Below are 19,730 nucleotides of genomic sequence, written 5' to 3' on the forward strand. Positions count from 1 at the left end.
GCCAAGGACTACGCCAGCTTTCATCAGCTGATCATCGACCGGCTCGCTCTGATCATGCCGGGCTGGACCGAACGCCACCTTCCCGATCTCGGTGTCACCCTGGTCGAGCTGCTCGCCTACGTCGGTGACCACCTCAGTTACCACCAGGACGCGGTGGCGGGCGAGGCATACCTGGGTACCGCCCGCCGGCGGATCTCCGTCCGGCGACATGCCCGGCTGATCGACTACCGGATGCATGACGGCTGCAACGCCCGTACCTGGGTGTCGATCGAGGTGGAAGCACCGCTCCGGCTGCCTGCCGGCACGTACTTCTTCCTCGCCGGCTCCAGCGCCGGCGCGGCCAGGCCCAGCGGTGACGCGAACACCGGGCCGGCCCTGGCCCTGGACGACGTCCGCGCGGAGCTGGCGCGCGCCACCGTGTTCGAGCCGCTGCTTGACGTCACCGTCGACCTCAACCCGCAATACAACTGCATCCGACTGTGGACGTGGGGCGACACCGAATGCTGTCTGCCCCGTGGGGCGACCCGGGCCACGCTGCGCGACGACTGGCTCGACCGTGAGCGTGACGGGGAGCGCGACGAGCGGCCGCGGGCGCTGGCGCTGCACCCCGGCGATGTTCTGATCTTCGAGGAGGTGCTCGGCCCCCGCACCGGCGTGGCGGCGGACGCCGACCCGACGCACCGCCAGGCGGTACGGCTGACCTCGGTCACACCCGGCGTGGACGCGCTCTTCGGCCAGGCTGGCCTGGGTCAGCCGATCGTCGAGGTGGGCTGGGAGGACGCCGATGCGCTCACCTTCGACCTGTGCGTCTCCTGCGTTGCCGGTCCCGCGTGTGAGCGCGTCGAACCGGTGAGCGTGGTCCGTGGCAACGTCATCCTGGTCGACCATGGCCGCACCATGTCCCGTAGCGGGCAACGTCCACGGGAACTTTCTGTCCCCGCTGTCGCGTCCCAACCGGCCGGCTGCGCCGGTGTGGGCGAGCCGGCTCCGCGGCTGCGTCCCCCTGGACGCCCCGACCTGACGCTGCCCGACTCTCCTGTCACACAACGTGTGCTGTTTCCCGACCCGACCCGGATCGCCACCGCCCAGGCGGCCCGGCTGGAGCGCATCCCGGACGAGCTGGCCGACCACCTGCGTGAGCTGTGGACCTCCGCGTACGGCGGGCTCGTGCCGAACGCGGCCGTCCTCGACGAGCTTCGGATCATCTTCGGGCGGGCGGAGCTGGTGCGGCTCGGCCTGGTGCCACCGCGTCCAGGGGCACGGCACCCGCTGACGGCGGCGCAGGCGGCCTCGGCGTTGGCACGGCTGCTCGCCCGCCACCGGTGGTTGCTGCGCGGCACGCTGCGATGGCTCGCCGATCTCACCCACCGTACCCGCGCCGGCCTGCCGTTGGGCCGCGACGGTGTCGACGAGGTGCGCGACGTTCTCGGTGCACGTTTCGCCACCGGGCTCGCCGGGGATGACCCGGCCCGCTACGGACCGGCCACGGTGGCTCTGATCCAGGACCCCCGGGCCGCCCTGCCGGTGCTCGACCTGCGTGCCCCGGGCGCAGGTGCCAGTAAGGCCGGCGTGGGCAAGGACGGCGTGGGCTGGAATGCCGGCGTGGGCTGGAGTGACGGAGTGAGGTGGGCGGTCCGGCCGGACCTGCTCGCCAGCGGGCCGACCGACTTCCACGTCGTCGGTGAGGTCGATGACGACGGCGTGGTGCACCTGCGGTTCGGCGACGGCGTCCACGGCCGGGCGGTCGAGCCGGGCCGGACGCTGCTCGCCGACTACCGGGTCGGCAACGGCGTCGCCGGCAACGTCGGCGCCGATGCGATCAACCGGATCGTCTTCCGTGAGCCGCCTCCGGTCGGTATCACCGGGGTCCGCAATCCGTTGGCCGCGGCCGGTGGCATCGACCCGGAGCCGGTGCGGGAGGTGAAACTGCGCGCGCCCGGTGCGATCCGGTCCCGGCTGGAACGGGCGGTCACCCCCGAGGACTACGCCACGCTCGCGACGGCGGTCCCGGGTGTACAGCGGGCGGCCGCGGTCCGACGCTGGAACGGCAGCTGGTACGAGATCCACCTTGCCGTCGATCCGCTGGGCGCGGCCGACCCCGAGCCGGCGCTGCTGCGCCGGGTCCGCGCCGACGCCGAACGCCACCGCCGGATCGGTCACGACGTGGTCGTCACCCCCGCCCGGTATGTGCCGTTGCTGGTGAAGCTTGTCATCTGCGTGCGTCCCGAGGTCATTCGCGGGCATGTCCGGGCGGCGCTGCTCGCGGCGCTCGGCAGCCGCGGCCTGCCGGTTGGCGGCCAACCGTCCACCGGGCAACCGTCCACCGGGAGCGGCCTGTTCCAGCCGGACAACCTGACCTTCGGCGAGCCTGTCCGGCTCAGCCGGATCGTCGCCGCCGCGGCGGCCGTGCCCGGCGTGACCAGCGTCGAGGTGGCCCGGTTCGAACGGCTCTACGCCGGTGACCAGGGGGAGCGCGACGCCGGTGTGCTGCGCATCGGTCCGGCCGAGGTTGCCCGGTTGGACAACGACCCGGCCCGGCCCGGTAACGGTCGGCTCGAACTCGATCTGCGAGGTGGACGGTGAATCGGCTGACTCGGGCGGGCTGTGGCGCTGCGTGCGCTGCGGCGGCAGGTTGTGGCTGCGGCGGCTGTGGGGCCGGCGCATGCGGGGCCGGCGCATGCTGCGCGGGGACGGCACGACTGACCCCGGCGTCCACGGTCAACCGGGCCGGGCTGGACGCGCTCGCCTACCGGGTCGGCACCCACGGCAGCTTTCTCACCACGATGCTCGCCGCACTGTCGGATCATGCGCTGAGCGACCGCCCGGACGGTTCTGACGGCCTGGATGGTTCTGCCGGCGAGGCCCGGTACCCGCTGCGCGGGCTGACCGCGCGGCGGGCGAATGATCCGTCCATCGCCTTGTTGGACGCCTGGGCGACCGTCGCGGACGTGCTCACCTTCTACCAGGAGCGCATCGCCAACGAGGGCTACCTGCGGACCGCCACCGAACGCACGTCCGTGGTCGAGATCGCCCGGCTCGTCGGCTACCGGCCGCGTCCGGGCCTGGGCGCGAGCGTGTACCTCGCCTACACCCTCGACGTCGACGCGGCCGGTGACGCCGACGTGGTCATCCCGGCCGGTTCCCGGGCGCAGAGTGTGCCCGGTCCGGACGAGTTGCCGCAGGTGTTCGAGACCATGGACGACATGGTGGCCCGGGCCGGCTGGAACGAGCTGCGGACCCGGCGGACCCGGCCACCGTGGATCACCTTCAAGGACGCTGGCAAGCGGTCTGAGCTGTATCTGGCCGGTGTGGCCACCGGCCTGCGACCGAACGATCCGCTGCTGCTCGTGTTCGGAACCGGTGCGGGCGAGCAGGTCCTGCGCCGCGTCCTCTCCGTCACACCTGAACCGGCCGAGCGGCGCACCCGGGTCGCCCTCCAGACGTCCGGCGACAGCACCGGCGATGCGCGGGAGATCCATACTGGCGTCGACCCACTGACATGGATCGGCGACCGGCTCGACGCCCTCGGCCGCCCACCGTCCCGCCAGCCCGACCACGCCGCCGACCTGAGCCGATCATTCGGCGCGACACTCGCCACGCGGTCCGACGCCGTGCCGAAGCTGCTCGCGGCGTTGCGTCCGGAGATCGGCGGGACGGTGTACCGGGCGTGGGCGAACGCCGCGGTCGCGCCCACCCCCGAGCTGCGCAGCGTGCAGGCGTTGCGCGCGCGGGCCGTCCCGTTCGGCGCGACCGCACCCCGCAAACCGGTGCTCGACGCCCGCGGGGTGGCGATCGGCACCGAGGAATGGCCGCTGAACGGAACTGTAGTGATCGAGGTAAGTATCCGCTACGGGACGACAGCCTCCGATGATCAGACCCGCGCGCTCACGGCCGACATCCGTTACCAGGACACCACCCGCACCGGGGTATCTGTCGACGCCGACGCACGGCTCGATTTCCCTGCAGGCGCCGTGCGGATCACAGTGGGTAGCGGGAACTCCACGGTGACCTTCACCTTCGGCGGGACCGTGCAGCGTGTGATCACCGTCGTCGGGCCGCAGTCGGTCCCGGTCTCGCTGGTCGCCGGTCACGGCGGAGGGCCGATGACCGTGACACTCGACGACGATCGTGACACCGAGTACCAGCCCGCGATCGGGCAGAGCGTGGAGCGCAGGCTGCCCGGCCATCACATCACCGTCGGTCTGGAGCCGAGGCCGCAAGCCGAAGCCAAACTCGGTGTGCTCACCGTCCGCGATGAGTCGTTGCTGCCGCCGAAGCCTCCCAACGTCCTTCCACTGGACGCGGTGTACGACCAGGTCGTCCCGGGCAGCTGGGTCGTGGTCGAACGGACCGACCGGACCGGTACCGGCTGGCCCCTGAAGACCCGGGTGACGAAGGTCGAGACGGTGACGAAGTCCGCCTTCGGTATCGCCGCGACCGTCACCCAGCTCACGCTCGAACAGCCGTGGCTGTCCGGCGAGGACCTGCTGCTGACCGCCCATCGCAACACCTCGGTCCGGTTCCGCAGTGAGCCCATCGAGCTCGCCTGGGAGCCGTGCTCCGCCGACATCGCGGGGGCGACGATCGAGCTGGACCGGCTCTACGACGGCCTGGTACCTGGACGTCATCTGATCGTCTCCGGTGAGCGCACGGATATCGGGGGCACCACCGGTGTGCCCGGCAGTGAGATCGTGATGATTTCCGGTGTCAGTCAGGGCGTGGCGGACGGCCGTCCGGGCGACACCGTGCACACCACGATCACTCTTGCCGCGCCGTTGCGCTACACCTACCGCTGCGACACCGCGCGGATCAGCGGCAACGTGGTGCGCGCGACCCACGGGCAGTCCGCCACGCAGGTGCTCGGCAGCGGCGACGCGTCCACCCCGTTCCAGGCGTTCACGCTGCGCCGGGCGCCGCTGACCTACCTGCCGAGCGCCGCGGCGTCCGGTGCGCAATCCACCCTGGTGACCCGGGTCAACGGGGTGCGCTGGGCGGCCACCGACGACCTGATGGCCGCCGGTCCCACCGACCACACCTATCTGACCCGCGCGGATGCCGGCGCCGGTCAGACCGGACCGGATGGCACGATCGTGCTGTTCGGAGACGGTGTGCACGGCGCCCGGCCGGCGACCGGTCAGGAGAACATCACCGCGACCTACCGCGTCGGTCTCGGCCGGGCCGGCAACGTCGACGCCGGTCTGATCACCCAGTTGCAGAGCCGCCCGCCGCGGGTCAGCACGGTCACCAACCCGCGGCCCGCCACCGGTGGTGCCGACCCCGACGGTCGGGACGCGGTGCGCCGCAACGCCGCGGTCGGCCTGCTCGCCCTCGACCATCTGGTGTCGGTGTCGGACTACGCCGACTTCGCGCGGGCACGGGCCGGGATCGGCAAGGCCGCCGCGACCAGGCTGTCCGACGGGCGGCGGACCGTCATCCACGTCACGATCGCCGGCGCCGAGAACATCCCGATCGACGAGGACTCCGAGCTGTTCCGCGGGTTGCGCCAGGCGCTGGCCCGCCACGGCGACCCGGCGCAGCCCACCCGGCTCGCCGTCCGGGATCTGGCACTGATCCTGTGCGCGGCGAACATCCGGGTGCTGCCCGACTACCTGTGGACGCGGGTGGAGCCGGCGGTCCGGGCCGCGCTGTTCGACCGCTTCTCCTTCGACCGCCGCGAGCTCGGCCAGGATGTCGTCCGCAGCGATGTGATCGCGACCGTACAAGCGGTGCCGGGGGTCGACTACGTCGACGTCGACGTCCTGGCCACCGTGCCAGAGTCGATCACCATCAGTGAGCTCAACGGGCTCGCAGGCACCTTGACGTCGCCGCCACCGGCCCGAACGCCACCGGCCCGGATCAGGGTGTACCCGGCCCGGCGCAGACCGGCGCAACCCCCCGCTACCGGTCCCGGCATCGGGGTTCTGCCGGCCCAGCTCGCGATCATGAGTCCGGATGCGCCCGAGACGCTGATTCTGCAGGAGATCCGTTCATGAGCCGCCACGACCCCGATCTCGCCTCCGACCTCGACCGGTTGTACGCGCTGCTGCCCGCCATCCATCGCATCCGGGATGTCGAGTTCGGTGAGCCACTACGAGCCCTGCTTCAGGTGATCAACGAACAGGTGGAGATCGTCGAGGGCGACATCGAGGCGCTCTACGACAACTGGTTCATTGAGACGTGCGCAGACTGGGTCGTCCCCTATCTCGGCGATCTCGTCGGCCATGTTCCCCTGCATCCGGCCGCGGACCCCGGCCCACAGCCGGGCGCGGGCGGCTCGTCCAGCGCGCAGACCACGGCGCTGACCAGGGCGATCGCGTCTCGCGCCGACGTCGCGAACACGGTTCACACCCACCGCCGCAAGGGCAGCCTCGCCCTGTTGGAACAACTCGCCGCCGACGTCGCCGGCTGGCCGGCCCGTGCCGTGGAGTTCGCCCCGCTGCTCGGCGTCAGCGCACCGGTTCGGCTCTTTCGACCGGCAGCGGCGGACAACGCGTGGCGGATGCGCCGTGGCCGGACCGCCGACCTGCGTCACGGGGACGCACTCGACCGCGTGGACGGGCCGTTCGATGAGCTCGCGCACACCGTCACCGTCAGCCGTGCGAACGCGGCCCGCCGGCCGCGCCGGTACGCCATCCCGAGCGTGGCGCTGTTCGTCTGGCGGCTCCGGACCTACCCGGTCACGAACGCCCCGGCGCTGTGCATCGACGCCGCCCGCCACCACTTCACCTTCTCTCTGCTCGGCAACGACACGCCGCTGTTCGCCCGCCCGGCGCCCGAACCGGACCCGACCCACATCGCGACGGAGACCAACCTGCCGGTGCCTATCCGGCGACGCGCCTTCGCCGAGCGCACCGCCGACTACTACGGCCTCACGCGCAGTCTGTTCATCTGGCGGGACGCCGAGCGCCGACCCGTCCCGCTCGAGCGGATCGTGCCCGCGGACCTGCGCGACTGGGCATACCGCCCGCAGGGCGAGGATGTGGCCGTCGACCCGGTGTTGGGCCGGATCGCCTTCTCCCCACGGGCGGCACCCGAATCGGGGGTGTGGGTGAGCTACCGCTACGGGTTCAGCGACGACCTCGGCGGGGGTGAGTACGAACGGCCGCTGTCACCGACAGCCGGCCCGGATGTCCAGCGGAGGGTCTATCGGGTCGGCTCCGGCGAGCAGCACCAGGAGATCATGGATGCCGTCGCCGCCTGGCAGGCGGACAAGCAGGCCGATCCGAACGCCGTGGCGTTGCGGGACGCGGTCATCGAGATCACCGACAGCGGTGCCTACCAGGAGCCCATCGAGATCATCCTGGCCTACGGAGAGCGGTTGGAGCTGCGCGCCGCGCAGGGCAGACGGCCGGTGCTACGTCTGCTGAACTGGTACGGCAACCGTCCGGACAGCCTGCGTGTCCGCGGCCCGGCGGATCACCCCGAGGCTGAGGCTGAGGCCGAGCTGGCCCCGGCGCTGGCCCCGGCGCCGGACCGCGACGACCAGCCACCGCGGCTCGTCCTCGACGGCCTGCTGGTTTCTGGGCGGGGCATCCTGGTCAGCGGGACGGTCGAGGAGGTGGTCGTCCGGCACTGCACGCTGGTGCCCGGCTGGAGCCTCGGGCACGACTGCGAGCCCGAGGTCGGTACCGAACCGAGCATCGAGCTCGCCGGCCAGGTCGGCTGCCTGCGGGTGGAACGCGCCATCCTCGGCACGGTCAGGGTCAGCGCGGACGAACGTGCGAGTGATCCGATGTCGATCTGCATCGCCGACAGCATCCTTGACGCCACCGACGACGACCAGGATGCGCTTGGCGCACCCGATGCCTGCCACGCATACGCGGTGGTGACCGTCCGGCGGACGACCGTGTTCGGGCACATCCGCGTGCACGCCGTCGAACTGGCCGAGAATTCGATCTTCACCGGTCCGGTCCGGGTGGTGCGCCGGCAGGTCGGCTGCGTCCGGTTCTGCTATGTCCCGCCCGGCTCACGCACGCCCGCCCGGTACGGCTGCCAGCCCGACGGGGTACGCACGGCCGTCGACGAGGCCGTCCGCCTCGGCCGACTCGACGCGACCGAGGCCACGCTCGCCCGGGTGCGGGAGGAGGGCCGGGTGCGACCGCGGTTCACCAGCTCCCGCTACGGCACCCCCGGCTATGCCCAGCTCGCCGTCGGATCCGCTCCGGAGATCAGTACCGGGGCGGACGACGAATCCGAACTCGGCGCCTTCCACGACCTTTTCACCGCGCAGCGGGCCGCCAACCTGCGGGTGCGTCTTGACCAGTTCGTCCCGGCCGGAACCGATGCCGGAATCGTCGTCGTCACCTGAGCCCGATCTTCACCGCATCCGACACCAGTCTCCCGGAGGGACCGCATGTACGGCGACTTCTCCCGCCTCACCTTCGCGCCGGACAAGCATTTCTCGGCGGTCCTCAGCCAGCAGGGGCGCGTCACCCTCGATTCCGACGTCAACGAGCAGGCGCTGCTCGTCCAGCATTTCCTGCGGACGCTCGCTGCCGACGTCATCGGACCGCACGGAGGGCCTGAAAAGAGCTTCGCAATCAAGCTCGAAATGGCCGGCAACACTATAAAGAATCTTACCATTGCCCCGGGGCGTTACTACGTCCACGGAATTCCCTGCGAGAACGACGCGGTCGACGTCACAGGCAAACCGGTGCCGGCGACATATCTCTACCAGCCGGATCTGCTCCCCGACCCGCCGGGCGAACTGCTTGCTTCGCCGTTCCTCGTTTACCTGCGGGTGCACGAGCGTCTTGTCACTTCCGTCGAGGACCCGTCCACGCGGGAGATCGCCCTCGGTGACACCGGTCCGGACACGGCCGCCAGGTCCCGCATCGTCTGGCAGGTACTCGTGACGGACAAGACACCTGGCACCGACTACAAGCTCGACGCGAATCTGACGCGAGATGCCATCCACAAGGCGTGGCTGGACTGGGAGACGAGCCTGTCCGGCGGGACCGGCCGGTTGCGGGCGCAGGCCATGTCGGTCACCGACACCGACCCGTGCATCAGCGCGCCGGACGCGCGTTACCGCGGGCTGGACAACCAGCTCTACCGGGTCGAGGTACACACCGGTGACACCGCCGGCACGGCGGCTCAACCAGGAACCGCGACGTTCAAGTGGTCGCGGGAGAACGGCAGCGTGGTGTTCCCGATCGTCACCTTCGGAACGGCGGACGCCGACGTTGGCGTCGAGGTGACGGTTGCCTCGCTCGGCCGGGACGACACCCTCGGTCTGGACGTCGGTGACTGGGTGGAGGTCGTCGACGACGATTCGGTTCGTCGAGGCAAGCCGGAGCCGTTGCGCCGGGTCGCCGCGATCGACCCGCTGGATCTCGTGGTGACGCTGGAACCCTTGGGATCGGGCGCGCAGTCGACCGCCACCGGCCAGAACCCCTTGCTGCATCCGCTGCTGCGCCGTTGGGACCAGCAGGAGGGTTCCCCGGCCCGGGGTGGTGCGGTGCGCAGCGAGGCCGACAACGCGCTGCGGATTGTCGAAACGATCAACGGGAAGGACAATTGGCTGGACCTGGAGGACGGCATCCAGATCCAGTTCGGTGCGGGTGGGCGCTACGAACGCGGCGACTACTGGCTCATCCCGGCCCGCACGGCCATCGGCGACGTCGAATGGCCGCGGGACACCGACGGGCACCCGATCCCCAAGCCTCCCGTCGGTATCACCTATTACGCCGCGCCCCTTGCCCTGGTCCGCTTCGATGCCGACAAGATGCCCGAGGCCGTCGATCTCCGTCGCACCATCACCCCACTGGCGAAGTAAAGGATGGCGGAGATGGCAGTCGACGGCCGGCAAGGTGTACGGCGGCAAGAGATGACCCGCACTCCCGGCGCCGGTGTTCTCCGGCGGGCGTGCGCTTGTGACCGGCGTGCGGCCGCGGGGACCTGCGACACCTGCGGCGAGAAGAACGCGGGGACGCTGCGGCGTTCGGCGGCCGGTCCGACACCGGCGAACGAGGCACCACCGATCGTCCACGAGGTACTGCGTTCATCGGGCCGGGCGCTGGACGCCCCGACCCGCGCCGTCATGGAGCCGCGGTTCGGCGCGGACTTCAGCCGTGTCCGGGTACACACCGACACTCAGGCCGCGCAGTCGGCGCGTGCCGTTCATGCGCTCGCCTACACGGTCGGCCCGCATATCGCGTTCGACGAGGGACGGTATTCCCCCGCCACAGACACCGGCCGTCGCCTGCTGGCCCATGAGCTCACCCACGTCGTCCAGCAGGCCGCCAACCCCGCGCCGCTGGGCACCTCACTGCGGGTGGGCGACAGTACCGACCCAGCGGAGCACACCGCGGCCCGCGTAGCCTCGGGCCAACCGGATCTTCCGGTCCGGATTGGCTCCGTCACCACCCCCGTTGTGCAACGAGATGGGCCGCCGATCGACAGCGAACGGTCTGCGACGGTCACTCCGCGTGTCTCTCTGGAAAATATTGGGCTCACCCTGGACGTTCTCCGCGGCCGTCACGAACTCCTTGCCAGCATTGACCTGCGGAACCCCATCAAGGTGCTGGGTCTCAACCTGCCGGGGATCCCTGAGTCCGAGCTAGCCGTCCAGCTGCAGTACAGCAACGCGTGCAACGAAGCTGTACAGGGGCTCGTCGCCAGCCTCGGCCAGCAGCAGCGTCCGGGCGGCCCGGTCGTCGACTTCGGCAAGAACCGATGGCAGGTGGGATTGTCTGGCTCATTCCGTGGCGGGACCGTTATCGTCCAGCCGGGGCTGTCCCTGGGCTTCGAAGGAAGCACATTTGACACTGTTACTTTCACATTGGGAATAGCCCTGGGAGCTAGCACGAAGATCCCCTATGTATGTCTACCGTCGGCACCGCAACGGCCGCGAACCGACCGGCCCAATGGTCCGGACCGTCCTGTTGTTCCTGACGGCCCTGGGCGGCCCGTCGCGCCACCGCCTTTGGTGCCCGCTCCGCTTCCGGGCCTCACGTTGCATTTTTTCTACGACTCGACGCTACGCCGTCCGGAGAGCACCGAGACGTTTCGCCAGCTGAAGGATATCCTGGATTTGCTTCCAGATGTGCATGTCGTCCTCACCGGGCACACGTCGCTCGAGGGTCGAGAGAAATACAACATGGGCCTGTCCGTGCGTCGGGCAGAGGCGGTCCGCGCTGAGCTCGTTACCGCGGGCATCGATGCAGCTCGACTGCACACACTGGCCGCCGGAGAGACGGCCCCGGCCTATCCAGAACCAGCGGTGGAGCAGCATGGTCTCAGTCCTTCCTTGGAGCGGCTCCGGACGCTCAATCGGCGGGTGGAGGTCAGTTTCTTCGACCCGACTGGGCGTTTCCCGGATTCTCCTCTGCAGCTGACTTCCGATCTCAGCGGGTCCTTCCGTGCGGCCTTCGGATTGATCCCCATCCAACCGGCACCGGGCCATGAGAAAGGCCAACAATAGAGGAGGTTTGTGGCCGCACGGAATATCCGCACTGATTGAGTGTGGCACCTTGTTGACGGTTGGTTTGATTCGGGTGCGAAACAGGGGGCGGCGATGAAGGAGAGCGTTTCACGGAGTACTGAGCATGCTCGGCAGCAGCCTAACCCCAGCCGTGCCGCGCGAGCGGCTCAGGTACCGATATCGCATCGTTCCGCTGGCCGCAGTATCGTGCGGGGCGAGCCGTCCGGCCGGGTGGCGAGTGACGTGACCGACGCGGTTGAAAGGGCGCGAGGCTCCGGTGTTCCCCTCCAGGCTGGCGCGAGAGCCGCGATGGAATCCGCTTTCAACACGGACTTTGCCTCTGTACGGGTCCATCATGATCCGTATGCAGATCGTCTTGCCCGTCGTGTTGACGCGGCTGCGTTCACCGTTGGCAACGATGTCTTCTTTCGTGCCGGTGCCTACGATCCGGCGTCGCGGGCTGGCCGGGTCACCCTTGCGCACGAACTGACCCACACTGTCCAGCAGCGTGGGCAGAGCGGGCGCGCCGAGGCGGTCTCGCAACCAGGCGACCCGGCGGAACGGGTCGCGGACGTGGCGGTGACCGAGGCCCTGGCGGGCCGCCGGGTAAGCGCGCTTGTCGGGCCTGCACCCCGCATGCTCATGCGCCAGCCAGCGACCAGGGTGAATGATCAGGCGCAGAATGTGATGCCGTCCGCGCGTGACGCGCCGGTGGTATCCCGGACGGACGATGACTCCGCAACGGACTTATTCCCCGAAGCGCTCCTTTTGCCACTACTTGACGAGATTCCTAACTTTTCGGTGTTGTTGCGGCTCGGGCCGCTGAAGGCGGCGACGGGTCCGTCGTGGCTTCAAGGAAATCAGCAATCAGGACTTGGTAAGGAACCGGTCGCGCGACCCGGCACCGGCGGGGATCTGCGCGACGCCATAGCCCGTATTCCCGGAGTGGACGTGGTGCTCGACTCAGCCAAGGCGGCACTTCTGCGCGACTGGCGGCGGCTCTCGTCAGATCAGAAGGCCTTTGTCGTTGTCAACGGGATTGCCATTTTTGCACCGATACTGGCCGACGAGGACATTCGCAGCGCCCTCGACGGCGCTGTGGTCCCAAAACCCCAGCTTGGTTCTCCGTGGCTCGACAACATCGACATTGTGCTCCATACGCGGGGGGGCGGACTGGGCGTCGGTCTCCAGGTGGACATCGCAGGTCTGCTCCGGTCGAAGGATGCAGGGGGTGTTCTCAGCCGCTCGCTGGCCGGCGGGCCTGGGCCACCGCGAAGTTCAGCAGATCCAATGCGAGAGAGTCCCGTCAGTCCAGCCGGAACTCTACCTGTGGTGGTACCCGCGGGCAGCGGAACCGTTCCTCGGCACGAGCCCTTGGCCGCTCTTGCTCAACTCGACCGCCTCGCCCGTGCGGATACGCCAAGAAAGGTCCCGATGCCTGAGGGCATGATGGGAAAGCAGGCGTGGGAGATAACAGCGAGTGCGGAGCAGGCATTTCACCTCGCGGACCTTGCAGATACCACGCTGTCGGGGAGTCAGGTGATTCCCTCTGTCGAGTCGGTTACCATTATTTACACCAATGATGGCCGTGGGCCTTTTCCCAACATCGGTGGCGGCGCTGACCAGGAGTTGACGGTGAGCGCCCACGTGCGCGTCAATTTCGTCAACACGGGACGGGGTTGGGTCTCGGGCGGCTACAACCTCGAGATCTGGACCCCGCTGAAAGGAGGCCCACCGAAGCGACTGCTGGGATACGGCCCGGGATTGTACCCAGGGCAACCCGGACCTGGGACCGGCGGCTATAAGGGTCTGGTCTATGCCGACTTCGATTACCGCATCGCAGGGAACGGGACGCGGAATATCACCCTCCTTACCAGATTGGGCGTGAATAGCACATGGTTGGGTGAGGAGATCCAGTCGAACTGGGTACACAGATCGCTGGGTATCGCTCTGTTCGACTGGAAGCAGGAACCGACTGAGCCGTACGCCTCCCTTGGGTTGCGGGCTCGTACCATGCTCGACCTGATCGAGGACCGCTCGCTGAGCGACGCCGAGTTCCGGCTGCGGCTTACGCTGTCGTCGCAGGCGGTCGGCGGTACCCATGACACTGAGGTCGGCGGCACAGCGACTTTGAGTGTCCGTAGCGGCTTTGTGCATCTAGTGGGCCCGATGCGGGCTGCTTTTGAATTCCGTATCGGCGCTGACGGCCGAGGTATCGTGCGGTATAACGACCAGGGCGGGGTACGCGCAGGCGTGGAGGCCGGCGTCTCGACCGAGGTCGGAATCCACCTCCGCGATGTGAATCTCCCGTGGCTTCCAGTATTCGACGCCACCTTGTTTGCTGGCAGCCGCTCGCAGCAGTCGACCCTGCCAGAGGGAAGAGCACCGGCCGGTGAGGACAGGCCGGGTGTGACCGGCGCTTGGCTCGGACCCGGGAGCAAGACCCAGGGGCGGATCGGAGTTGAGATCCCCCTCAGATGACGGGAGGCCATGGCCCAACACCCTGGCGCGTGAGTACCATTTTTCCGCGCTTCAGAGTCCCGTTCTCCCGCAATCTTCAGGACAACTGTAGCTGCAGGGCTCCGGCGTAGCGGGGGCGGCGTAGCGGCCGGGTTGCGTCAGGCCGGTGCCGCCGGGAGGGAGAGGGTGAACGTGGCGCCGCGACCCACCGCGCCGTGGGCGGTCACGGGATTCGACCCGGCCAACCGGGGACGCCGGTGTGGACCTGGCAAGCGCCAACCCCACGCACTGGAACGTGGCACCCGACGGGCATCCGGCGCTGATCCTCGCGCCGCTGACGCACGGCCATCTCGCCGGCAACCTGCTGCCCTGACGGCCACAGAACTGACATCGTGAGCGTTGACTCCGCGGCACACCCCGCAAATGTAACCGCCACGACGTAATGTAACTGGTCTGTGGTTACATTTGGGTGTGGTCATCGACGTGAGCGGAATGATCGCCGAGCTGCGAGCGGTCGGCGGCGACACAACGGATATCGAGGTCAAATCGGCTGCGGGTGGGCTGCCCGCCTCGTTGACCGCGACGCTGAGCGCCCTGGCGAACCTGCCGGGCGGCGGCACGATCATCCTCGGTCTCGACGAGCGGCTCGGGTTCCGACCGGTCCGGATCGTCGACCCGCAGGCACTCAAACAGGGCTTGGCGGCCAAGGCCCGCGCGTTCACCCCACCCGTCCGCCTCACGATCGACGACGGCATCGCCGACGGCGAGCCTGTCGTCGTCGCCCAGGTGCACGAATGCGACCGATCCACCAAACCCTGCCGCGTCACAGCGACCGGCGCGTCGTACCTGCGCGGGTATGACGGCGACTACACCCTGTCCGCGCTGGAGGAACAGGGATTCCTCGCCGCGCGCCGGCCACCGCGCCGGCCACCGTTGTTCGACCGCTCACCAGTCGAAGACGCACGCCTCGACGACCTCGACATCGAGCTCGTCGAGACCTTCCTTGACGCAGTCCGGGAACGCGACCCGAGCGGACTCGGCCGTTTCGATGACGATGCCGAACTCCTGTGTCGCGCGGGTGTCACACTCACCGGCGGCCAACCCACTGTCGCGGGACTGCTCGCGCTCGGCGTCCATCCCCAGCAGTGGTTTCCCCGGTACGTCATTCAGGCGTCGGCTCACCCTCTGCCCGGCGATCCCGCCGGAACACGCGCCCGAAACCAGACCACGATCACCGGGTCGATCCCCCGGATGCTCGACGCCGCACTGCTGTGGGCCCGGCGCACCGCCGACACCACGATAGTCTCCGAGCCGGACGGCACGGTCCACGACCGCACCGCCTACCCGCTTCTCGCTTTCCGCGAGCTGATCGCCAACGCCTTGGTCCATCGCGATCTCGATCACTGGTCCATCGGTCTGGCTATTGAGGTCCGACTACGCCGAGACCGTCTCGTCGTCTCAAACCCCGGCGGGCTCTACGGCATCACCGTCGACCGGCTCGGGCGGGACGTGGTGACATCCGCGCGCAACGCCCGACTCGTCGCCATCTGCCAACATGTCCGCTCCCCGCAGACCGGCGCTCGGGTCATCGAGGCCCTCGCCAGCGGCATCCCGATCATCACAGAAGCGCTCGCCGACTACCACCTACCCCCGGCCCACTACATCGACAGCGGCATCCGCTTCACCGTCGTCCTGCACCAGCCCACAACAACCACCACCGCCACCGAGCCCCGGCTGAACGGCACCGAGCTGCGGATCTACCAGGCACTCGCAGACGGAGCGCGGACCGTCGCCGACCTCGAACAAGATCTTAAGCTGGCTGGTCCCAACATCCGGAAAGTGCTTCGTGGTCTGCGCGCCCGGGGACTGGTAACCCAGCACGGCGGCAGGGGACGACCCACCACCTACCAGCGGGCCAGCGAGTACCGGTAGTTTGTTGGATCAAGGTGGTAAGTAGAGGTGTAAGCCGTGACCGGCGGGTTGCGCAAGTCCAGCTGGCCGCGAACTGGACCGGTGCGGTCCGTGCACGTCATGTTCGGTGGTCAGGTGGCCTGGATCCTGCCGCTCGGCGGCACGGCGAAGTGAAGGTGGCGGCTGGAGAATCATGGCCGCATGGTCGTCCGCTCTTTTGATCAGCTCTTCGGCACGACGGGGTGCGACGTTGTCTATTCTGAAGTCGTGGTTTGGAACAAGCGGGGAAATACCGGCGGCGGAGCGTCGTCGGGCAGTGCCGGCACGAAGCGGGGTGGGAAGGACTACACCTCGTCTCGTACCGTCGACCGCGGCACGATGACCTGCCTGCGCTGTAACGGCCGGGGCACGGTCGCAAGCCGATGACTACCGAGCGGGCGGGCGAACCCGGGCAAATGGTCACAGCGGTCCGGGTGCAGTGCAAGGAGTGCCGACGGGCGCGCGGTGCCGCATGTGCCCGTGCGAGAAGTAGCGGCGGCGCAAAAGGTGAGCTTCCTGGTGCGGTGGTCGATCGCTGCCCGCGCTACGAGACGATCTGGGCGCCTGGTTATGGTCCCGACGGTGAGCCTCTGCCGGACTCGGGATGGTCTGACTGGACGCCGCCAGTTTGATCTTGTTTGACCCCGTTCGAGTCGGCTGCGGTCGCGTACCAGCCCGGCCCGCACGGCCGCGCACGGCCTGCCGACGTAATCGTGCCCATCGCTTCCCGCCCAGTCAGGCCGGTGCGGTGACGGCCAGTCCATTCGGGTTTGCGGCGTCAGGCAGGTGTCCGGGACTCGGAGTGGTAGGTAGGAACGGTCATTATCACAACCGAAGCCACCTACCCCCACATGCGCGCGCAGGCGATGGGTAGGTGGAAATCGTCATTATCACAGCTAAAACCACCTACCCCTCGTGCTGTGCTGGCATCGGTGACCTGCGCGCGACCGGATTGCCGCCGCTCGCGGCGCTGCCCGGTCGGCCCGCCGCACCTACGGTGGCCGGCAGCTCCACGGGCGGCGGACTGGGCAGTCACACCATGGCCGCAGATCGTTTCGGGTGCCGCCGGTCGACACCAACAACCTCCGGTGGCTCCCTCCTCCGCCTCGCGATCTACGCGCCCCGGCCCCGATCCCTGATTCACGCCCCTATTGCCGGGCGCTCTTAGTGAGTTGACTTTGCGATTGCCACTGGAAGTAGCAATAATGACGGCATGGCCGTTACCTCTGCCGCGGAGCCGCCCTTCACCGGGCGTGCGGTCAAACGCAGCACGTCCTTCCCGGAAGACCTCATCCGTGAGGTCGAGGCGCGTACTGGGCCGCGTGGGTTCTCCGCCGCGGCCACCGAGGCGCTCGCGCACTGGGTCCACATGCGGCAGCTGCAGGAGATCGTCGAGGACTACGAGCACGAGCACGGCCCCCTTGACGTCGACGGGGTGCGGGAGGCTCTGGCGGAATGGCCCGACGCCGACTGAGCACTCCCGGCGGTGGCACCCTGGTGCTGGACTCACAGGGGCTCTCGCTTCTCGCCGACAGGGATGGCGACGTGGTGCGCCGGGTCGAAGCCGCACGGCTTCGTGGTGCGGTGGTGATTGCATCCACGCTTACGCTGGTGGAGGTGCGGCGGCCCGATGGTCCACGGCGCGAAGCGCTGGCATGGGCTGTACCCCATATCCGGATCGTCGCGGTGACCGAGGACATCGCCAAGCGCGCCGCGGCGCTCCTCGACGAGACCGGGCTCGACGGCCACCGCTACGCCGTCGAGGCAGTCGTGGCCGCGACGGCGCTGGAGCAGCCGCGACCGGTGCTGGTGCTGACGTCCGATCCCGAGGACCTCGCGGTGCTCACCACCGAGCCGGGCGTGCCACCCCAACGGCGGGTCAAGCCGGTCAAGGTCTGAGCCGGTCAAGGTCTGAGCCTGGCCGGTGCCGGCATCGGTGACCTGCGCGTGAGCAGGCCGTGGGCAGGGGTGTTACCGTGAAATCCCGTGGACCGGCCAGGTACGGATCCGGCCGGCGATACCCACGGAAGGGTCTCAGCGTGGCGCAGGCGCACGTGACCAAGCACATTTTTGTGACCGGAGGTGTGGCCTCCAGTCTCGGCAAGGGGCTCACCGCATCCAGCCTCGGTCGTCTCCTGAAGGCACGTGGCCTACGGGTCACCATGCAGAAGCTTGATCCCTACCTCAACGTCGACCCCGGCACGATGAACCCGTTCCAGCACGGGGAGGTCTTCGTCACCGATGACGGTGCCGAGACAGACCTCGACATCGGCCACTACGAACGGTTCCTGGACGTCGACCTCGACGGCAGCGCGAACGTCACCACCGGCCAGGTCTACTCGGAGGTGATCGCCCGAGAACGCCGGGGCGACTATCTCGGGCAGACGGTGCAGGTCATACCGCACATCACCGACGAGATCAAGGGCCGGATCCGCAGGCTCGCCACCGACGAGGTGGACGTGGTCATCACCGAGGTGGGCGGGACGGTCGGCGACATCGAGTCCCTGCCCTACCTCGAGGCGATCCGGCAGGTCCGCCACGAGGTAGGCCGTGACAACGTCCTGACCGTGCACGTGAGCCTGGTGCCGTACCTGGCTCCCTCCGGCGAGCTCAAGACCAAGCCGACGCAGCACTCGGTGGCGGCACTGCGCAGTATCGGCCTTCAGCCGGATGCGGTGGTCGCCCGGTCTGACCGCCCGCTGCCGGACGCACTCAAGAACAAGATTGCGTTGATGTGCGATGTGGACGACGAGGCCGTGGTCGGTGCGCCGGATGCGGTATCGATCTACGACATTCCGAAGGTGCTGCACCGCGAGGGGCTCGACGCCTATGCGGTCCGCCGCCTGGGCCTGCCCTTTCGCGACGTCGACTGGACCGAGTGGGACACCCTGCTGCGCCGTGTTCACTGCCCGGCCAAGATGGTCACCGTCGCGATCGTCGGCAAGTACGTCGACCTGCCGGACGCCTACCTGTCGGTGACCGAAGCGTTGCGCGCGGGTGGCTTCGCGGTGAACGCCCGGGTGGAGATCCGCTGGGTGCCCTCGGACTCCTGCTCGTCGGTGGAGACCACCGCATCCGCATTGGATGGCGTCGACGGCGTGCTCGTGCCGGGTGGTTTCGGCATCCGCGGCATCGAGGGGAAGATCGAGGCGCTGCGTCACGCGCGGATGAACGCGATCCCGGCGTTGGGGTTGTGCCTGGGCCTGCAGTGCATGGTGATCGAGGCGGCCCGCAACATGGCCGGGCTGGTGGGGGCGAACTCGACCGAGTTCGACGCGGACACCCCGCATCCGGTGATCTCCACCATGGCCGACCAGCGGGCGGTGGTCGCCGGTGAGCGGGATATGGGCGGCACCATGCGTCTGGGCCGCTACCCGTGCGTGTTGGTTCCGGGGACGGTGGCCCGGCGGGTGTACGGGGTCGCCGAGGTCGGTGAGCGTCACCGGCACCGCTATGAGGTCAACAACGACTACCGGGACCGGCTCACCGCCGCCGGCCTGGTGATCTCGGGGACCTCGCCGGACGGTCGGCTCGTCGAGGTCGTCGAGCTCACGACCGGGAACAATCCGTTCTACGTGGGCACCCAGGCGCACCCGGAGTTCCGATCCCGACCGACCCGGGCCCACCCGCTGTTCCGGGCGTTGGCCGCGGCGGCGGTGACCCATGCCGAACAGCGCACCGGAATGCTACCGGTCGAGGTTCCGGCCGACATCGCGGACCACGACACTGCAAACCGCGACACTGCAAACCACGAGATCGGCCCACTGGACGGACGCGGACCGTCTAGAGGCTGCGACGGAGAGGAACTGGTGTCGTCGTGAGCGGGTATCCAGGCGGGGTGGCTGCGAGCGAGCCCGCGGCGAACACCGTCGATCATGCGGTGGCCTTCAGCTCC

General features: G+C 68.8%; 10 protein-coding genes and 1 pseudogene. All 11 read left to right on the plus strand.

Features of this window, described 5'->3' with window-relative positions:
- A partial coding sequence (locus U9983_RS18985; RefSeq protein WP_322755328.1) for a putative baseplate assembly protein occupies window positions 1–2,583 on the plus strand: 2,583 nt, incomplete at its 5' end.
- A complete protein-coding gene (locus U9983_RS18990; RefSeq protein ID WP_322755329.1) occupies window positions 2,580–5,993 on the plus strand; it encodes a putative baseplate assembly protein in 3,414 nt (1,137 codons plus the stop codon). The genes U9983_RS18985 and U9983_RS18990, both read left to right, overlap by 4 nt.
- A complete protein-coding gene (locus tag U9983_RS18995; RefSeq protein ID WP_322755330.1) occupies window positions 5,990–8,308 on the plus strand; it encodes a hypothetical protein in 2,319 nt (772 codons plus the stop codon). Before U9983_RS18990 ends, U9983_RS18995 begins: the two co-directional genes overlap by 4 nt.
- 45 nt (window positions 8,309–8,353) lie before the next feature.
- Window positions 8,354–9,778 carry a DUF6519 domain-containing protein gene (locus U9983_RS19000; RefSeq protein ID WP_322755331.1) on the plus strand — a complete coding sequence of 475 codons (1,425 nt, stop codon included), beginning with the start codon at window positions 8,354–8,356 and terminating at the stop codon, window positions 9,776–9,778.
- A 12-nt stretch (window positions 9,779–9,790) separates the two neighbouring features.
- On the plus strand, window positions 9,791–11,425 hold the full coding sequence (locus tag U9983_RS19005) for an eCIS core domain-containing protein (protein WP_322755332.1): 1,635 nt from the start codon (window positions 9,791–9,793) through the stop codon (window positions 11,423–11,425).
- A gap of 93 nt (window positions 11,426–11,518) precedes the next feature.
- Window positions 11,519–11,929, plus strand: a pseudogene (locus tag U9983_RS27970) (DUF4157 domain-containing protein); the annotation flags it as partial.
- Window positions 11,930–12,004: 75 nt separating this feature from the next.
- Complete coding sequence (locus U9983_RS19010; protein ID WP_322755333.1) at window positions 12,005–13,906, plus strand: hypothetical protein; 1,902 nt, start codon at window positions 12,005–12,007, stop codon at window positions 13,904–13,906.
- A gap of 471 nt (window positions 13,907–14,377) precedes the next feature.
- Complete coding sequence (locus U9983_RS19015; protein ID WP_322755336.1) at window positions 14,378–15,817, plus strand: ATP-binding protein; 1,440 nt, start codon at window positions 14,378–14,380, stop codon at window positions 15,815–15,817.
- A 1,231-nt stretch (window positions 15,818–17,048) separates the two neighbouring features.
- Window positions 17,049–17,309 carry a hypothetical protein gene (locus U9983_RS19020; RefSeq protein ID WP_322749781.1) on the plus strand — a complete coding sequence of 87 codons (261 nt, stop codon included), beginning with the start codon at window positions 17,049–17,051 and terminating at the stop codon, window positions 17,307–17,309.
- Between the two features lie 23 nt (window positions 17,310–17,332).
- Window positions 17,333–17,734, plus strand: a complete 402-nt coding sequence (locus tag U9983_RS19025) for a PIN domain-containing protein (RefSeq protein WP_322755334.1) — start codon at window positions 17,333–17,335, stop codon at window positions 17,732–17,734.
- Between the two features lie 140 nt (window positions 17,735–17,874).
- The gene (locus U9983_RS19030; RefSeq protein WP_322755335.1) at window positions 17,875–19,656 is read left to right on the plus strand and encodes a CTP synthase; all 1,782 of its coding nucleotides are present in this window, start codon (window positions 17,875–17,877) and stop codon (window positions 19,654–19,656) included.
- The last annotated feature ends 74 nt before the right edge of the window (window positions 19,657–19,730 follow it).

The sequence above is a fragment of the Protofrankia sp. Cas3 genome (assembly GCF_963555955.1).
Lineage (GTDB): Bacteria > Actinomycetota > Actinomycetes > Frankiales > Frankiaceae > Protofrankia.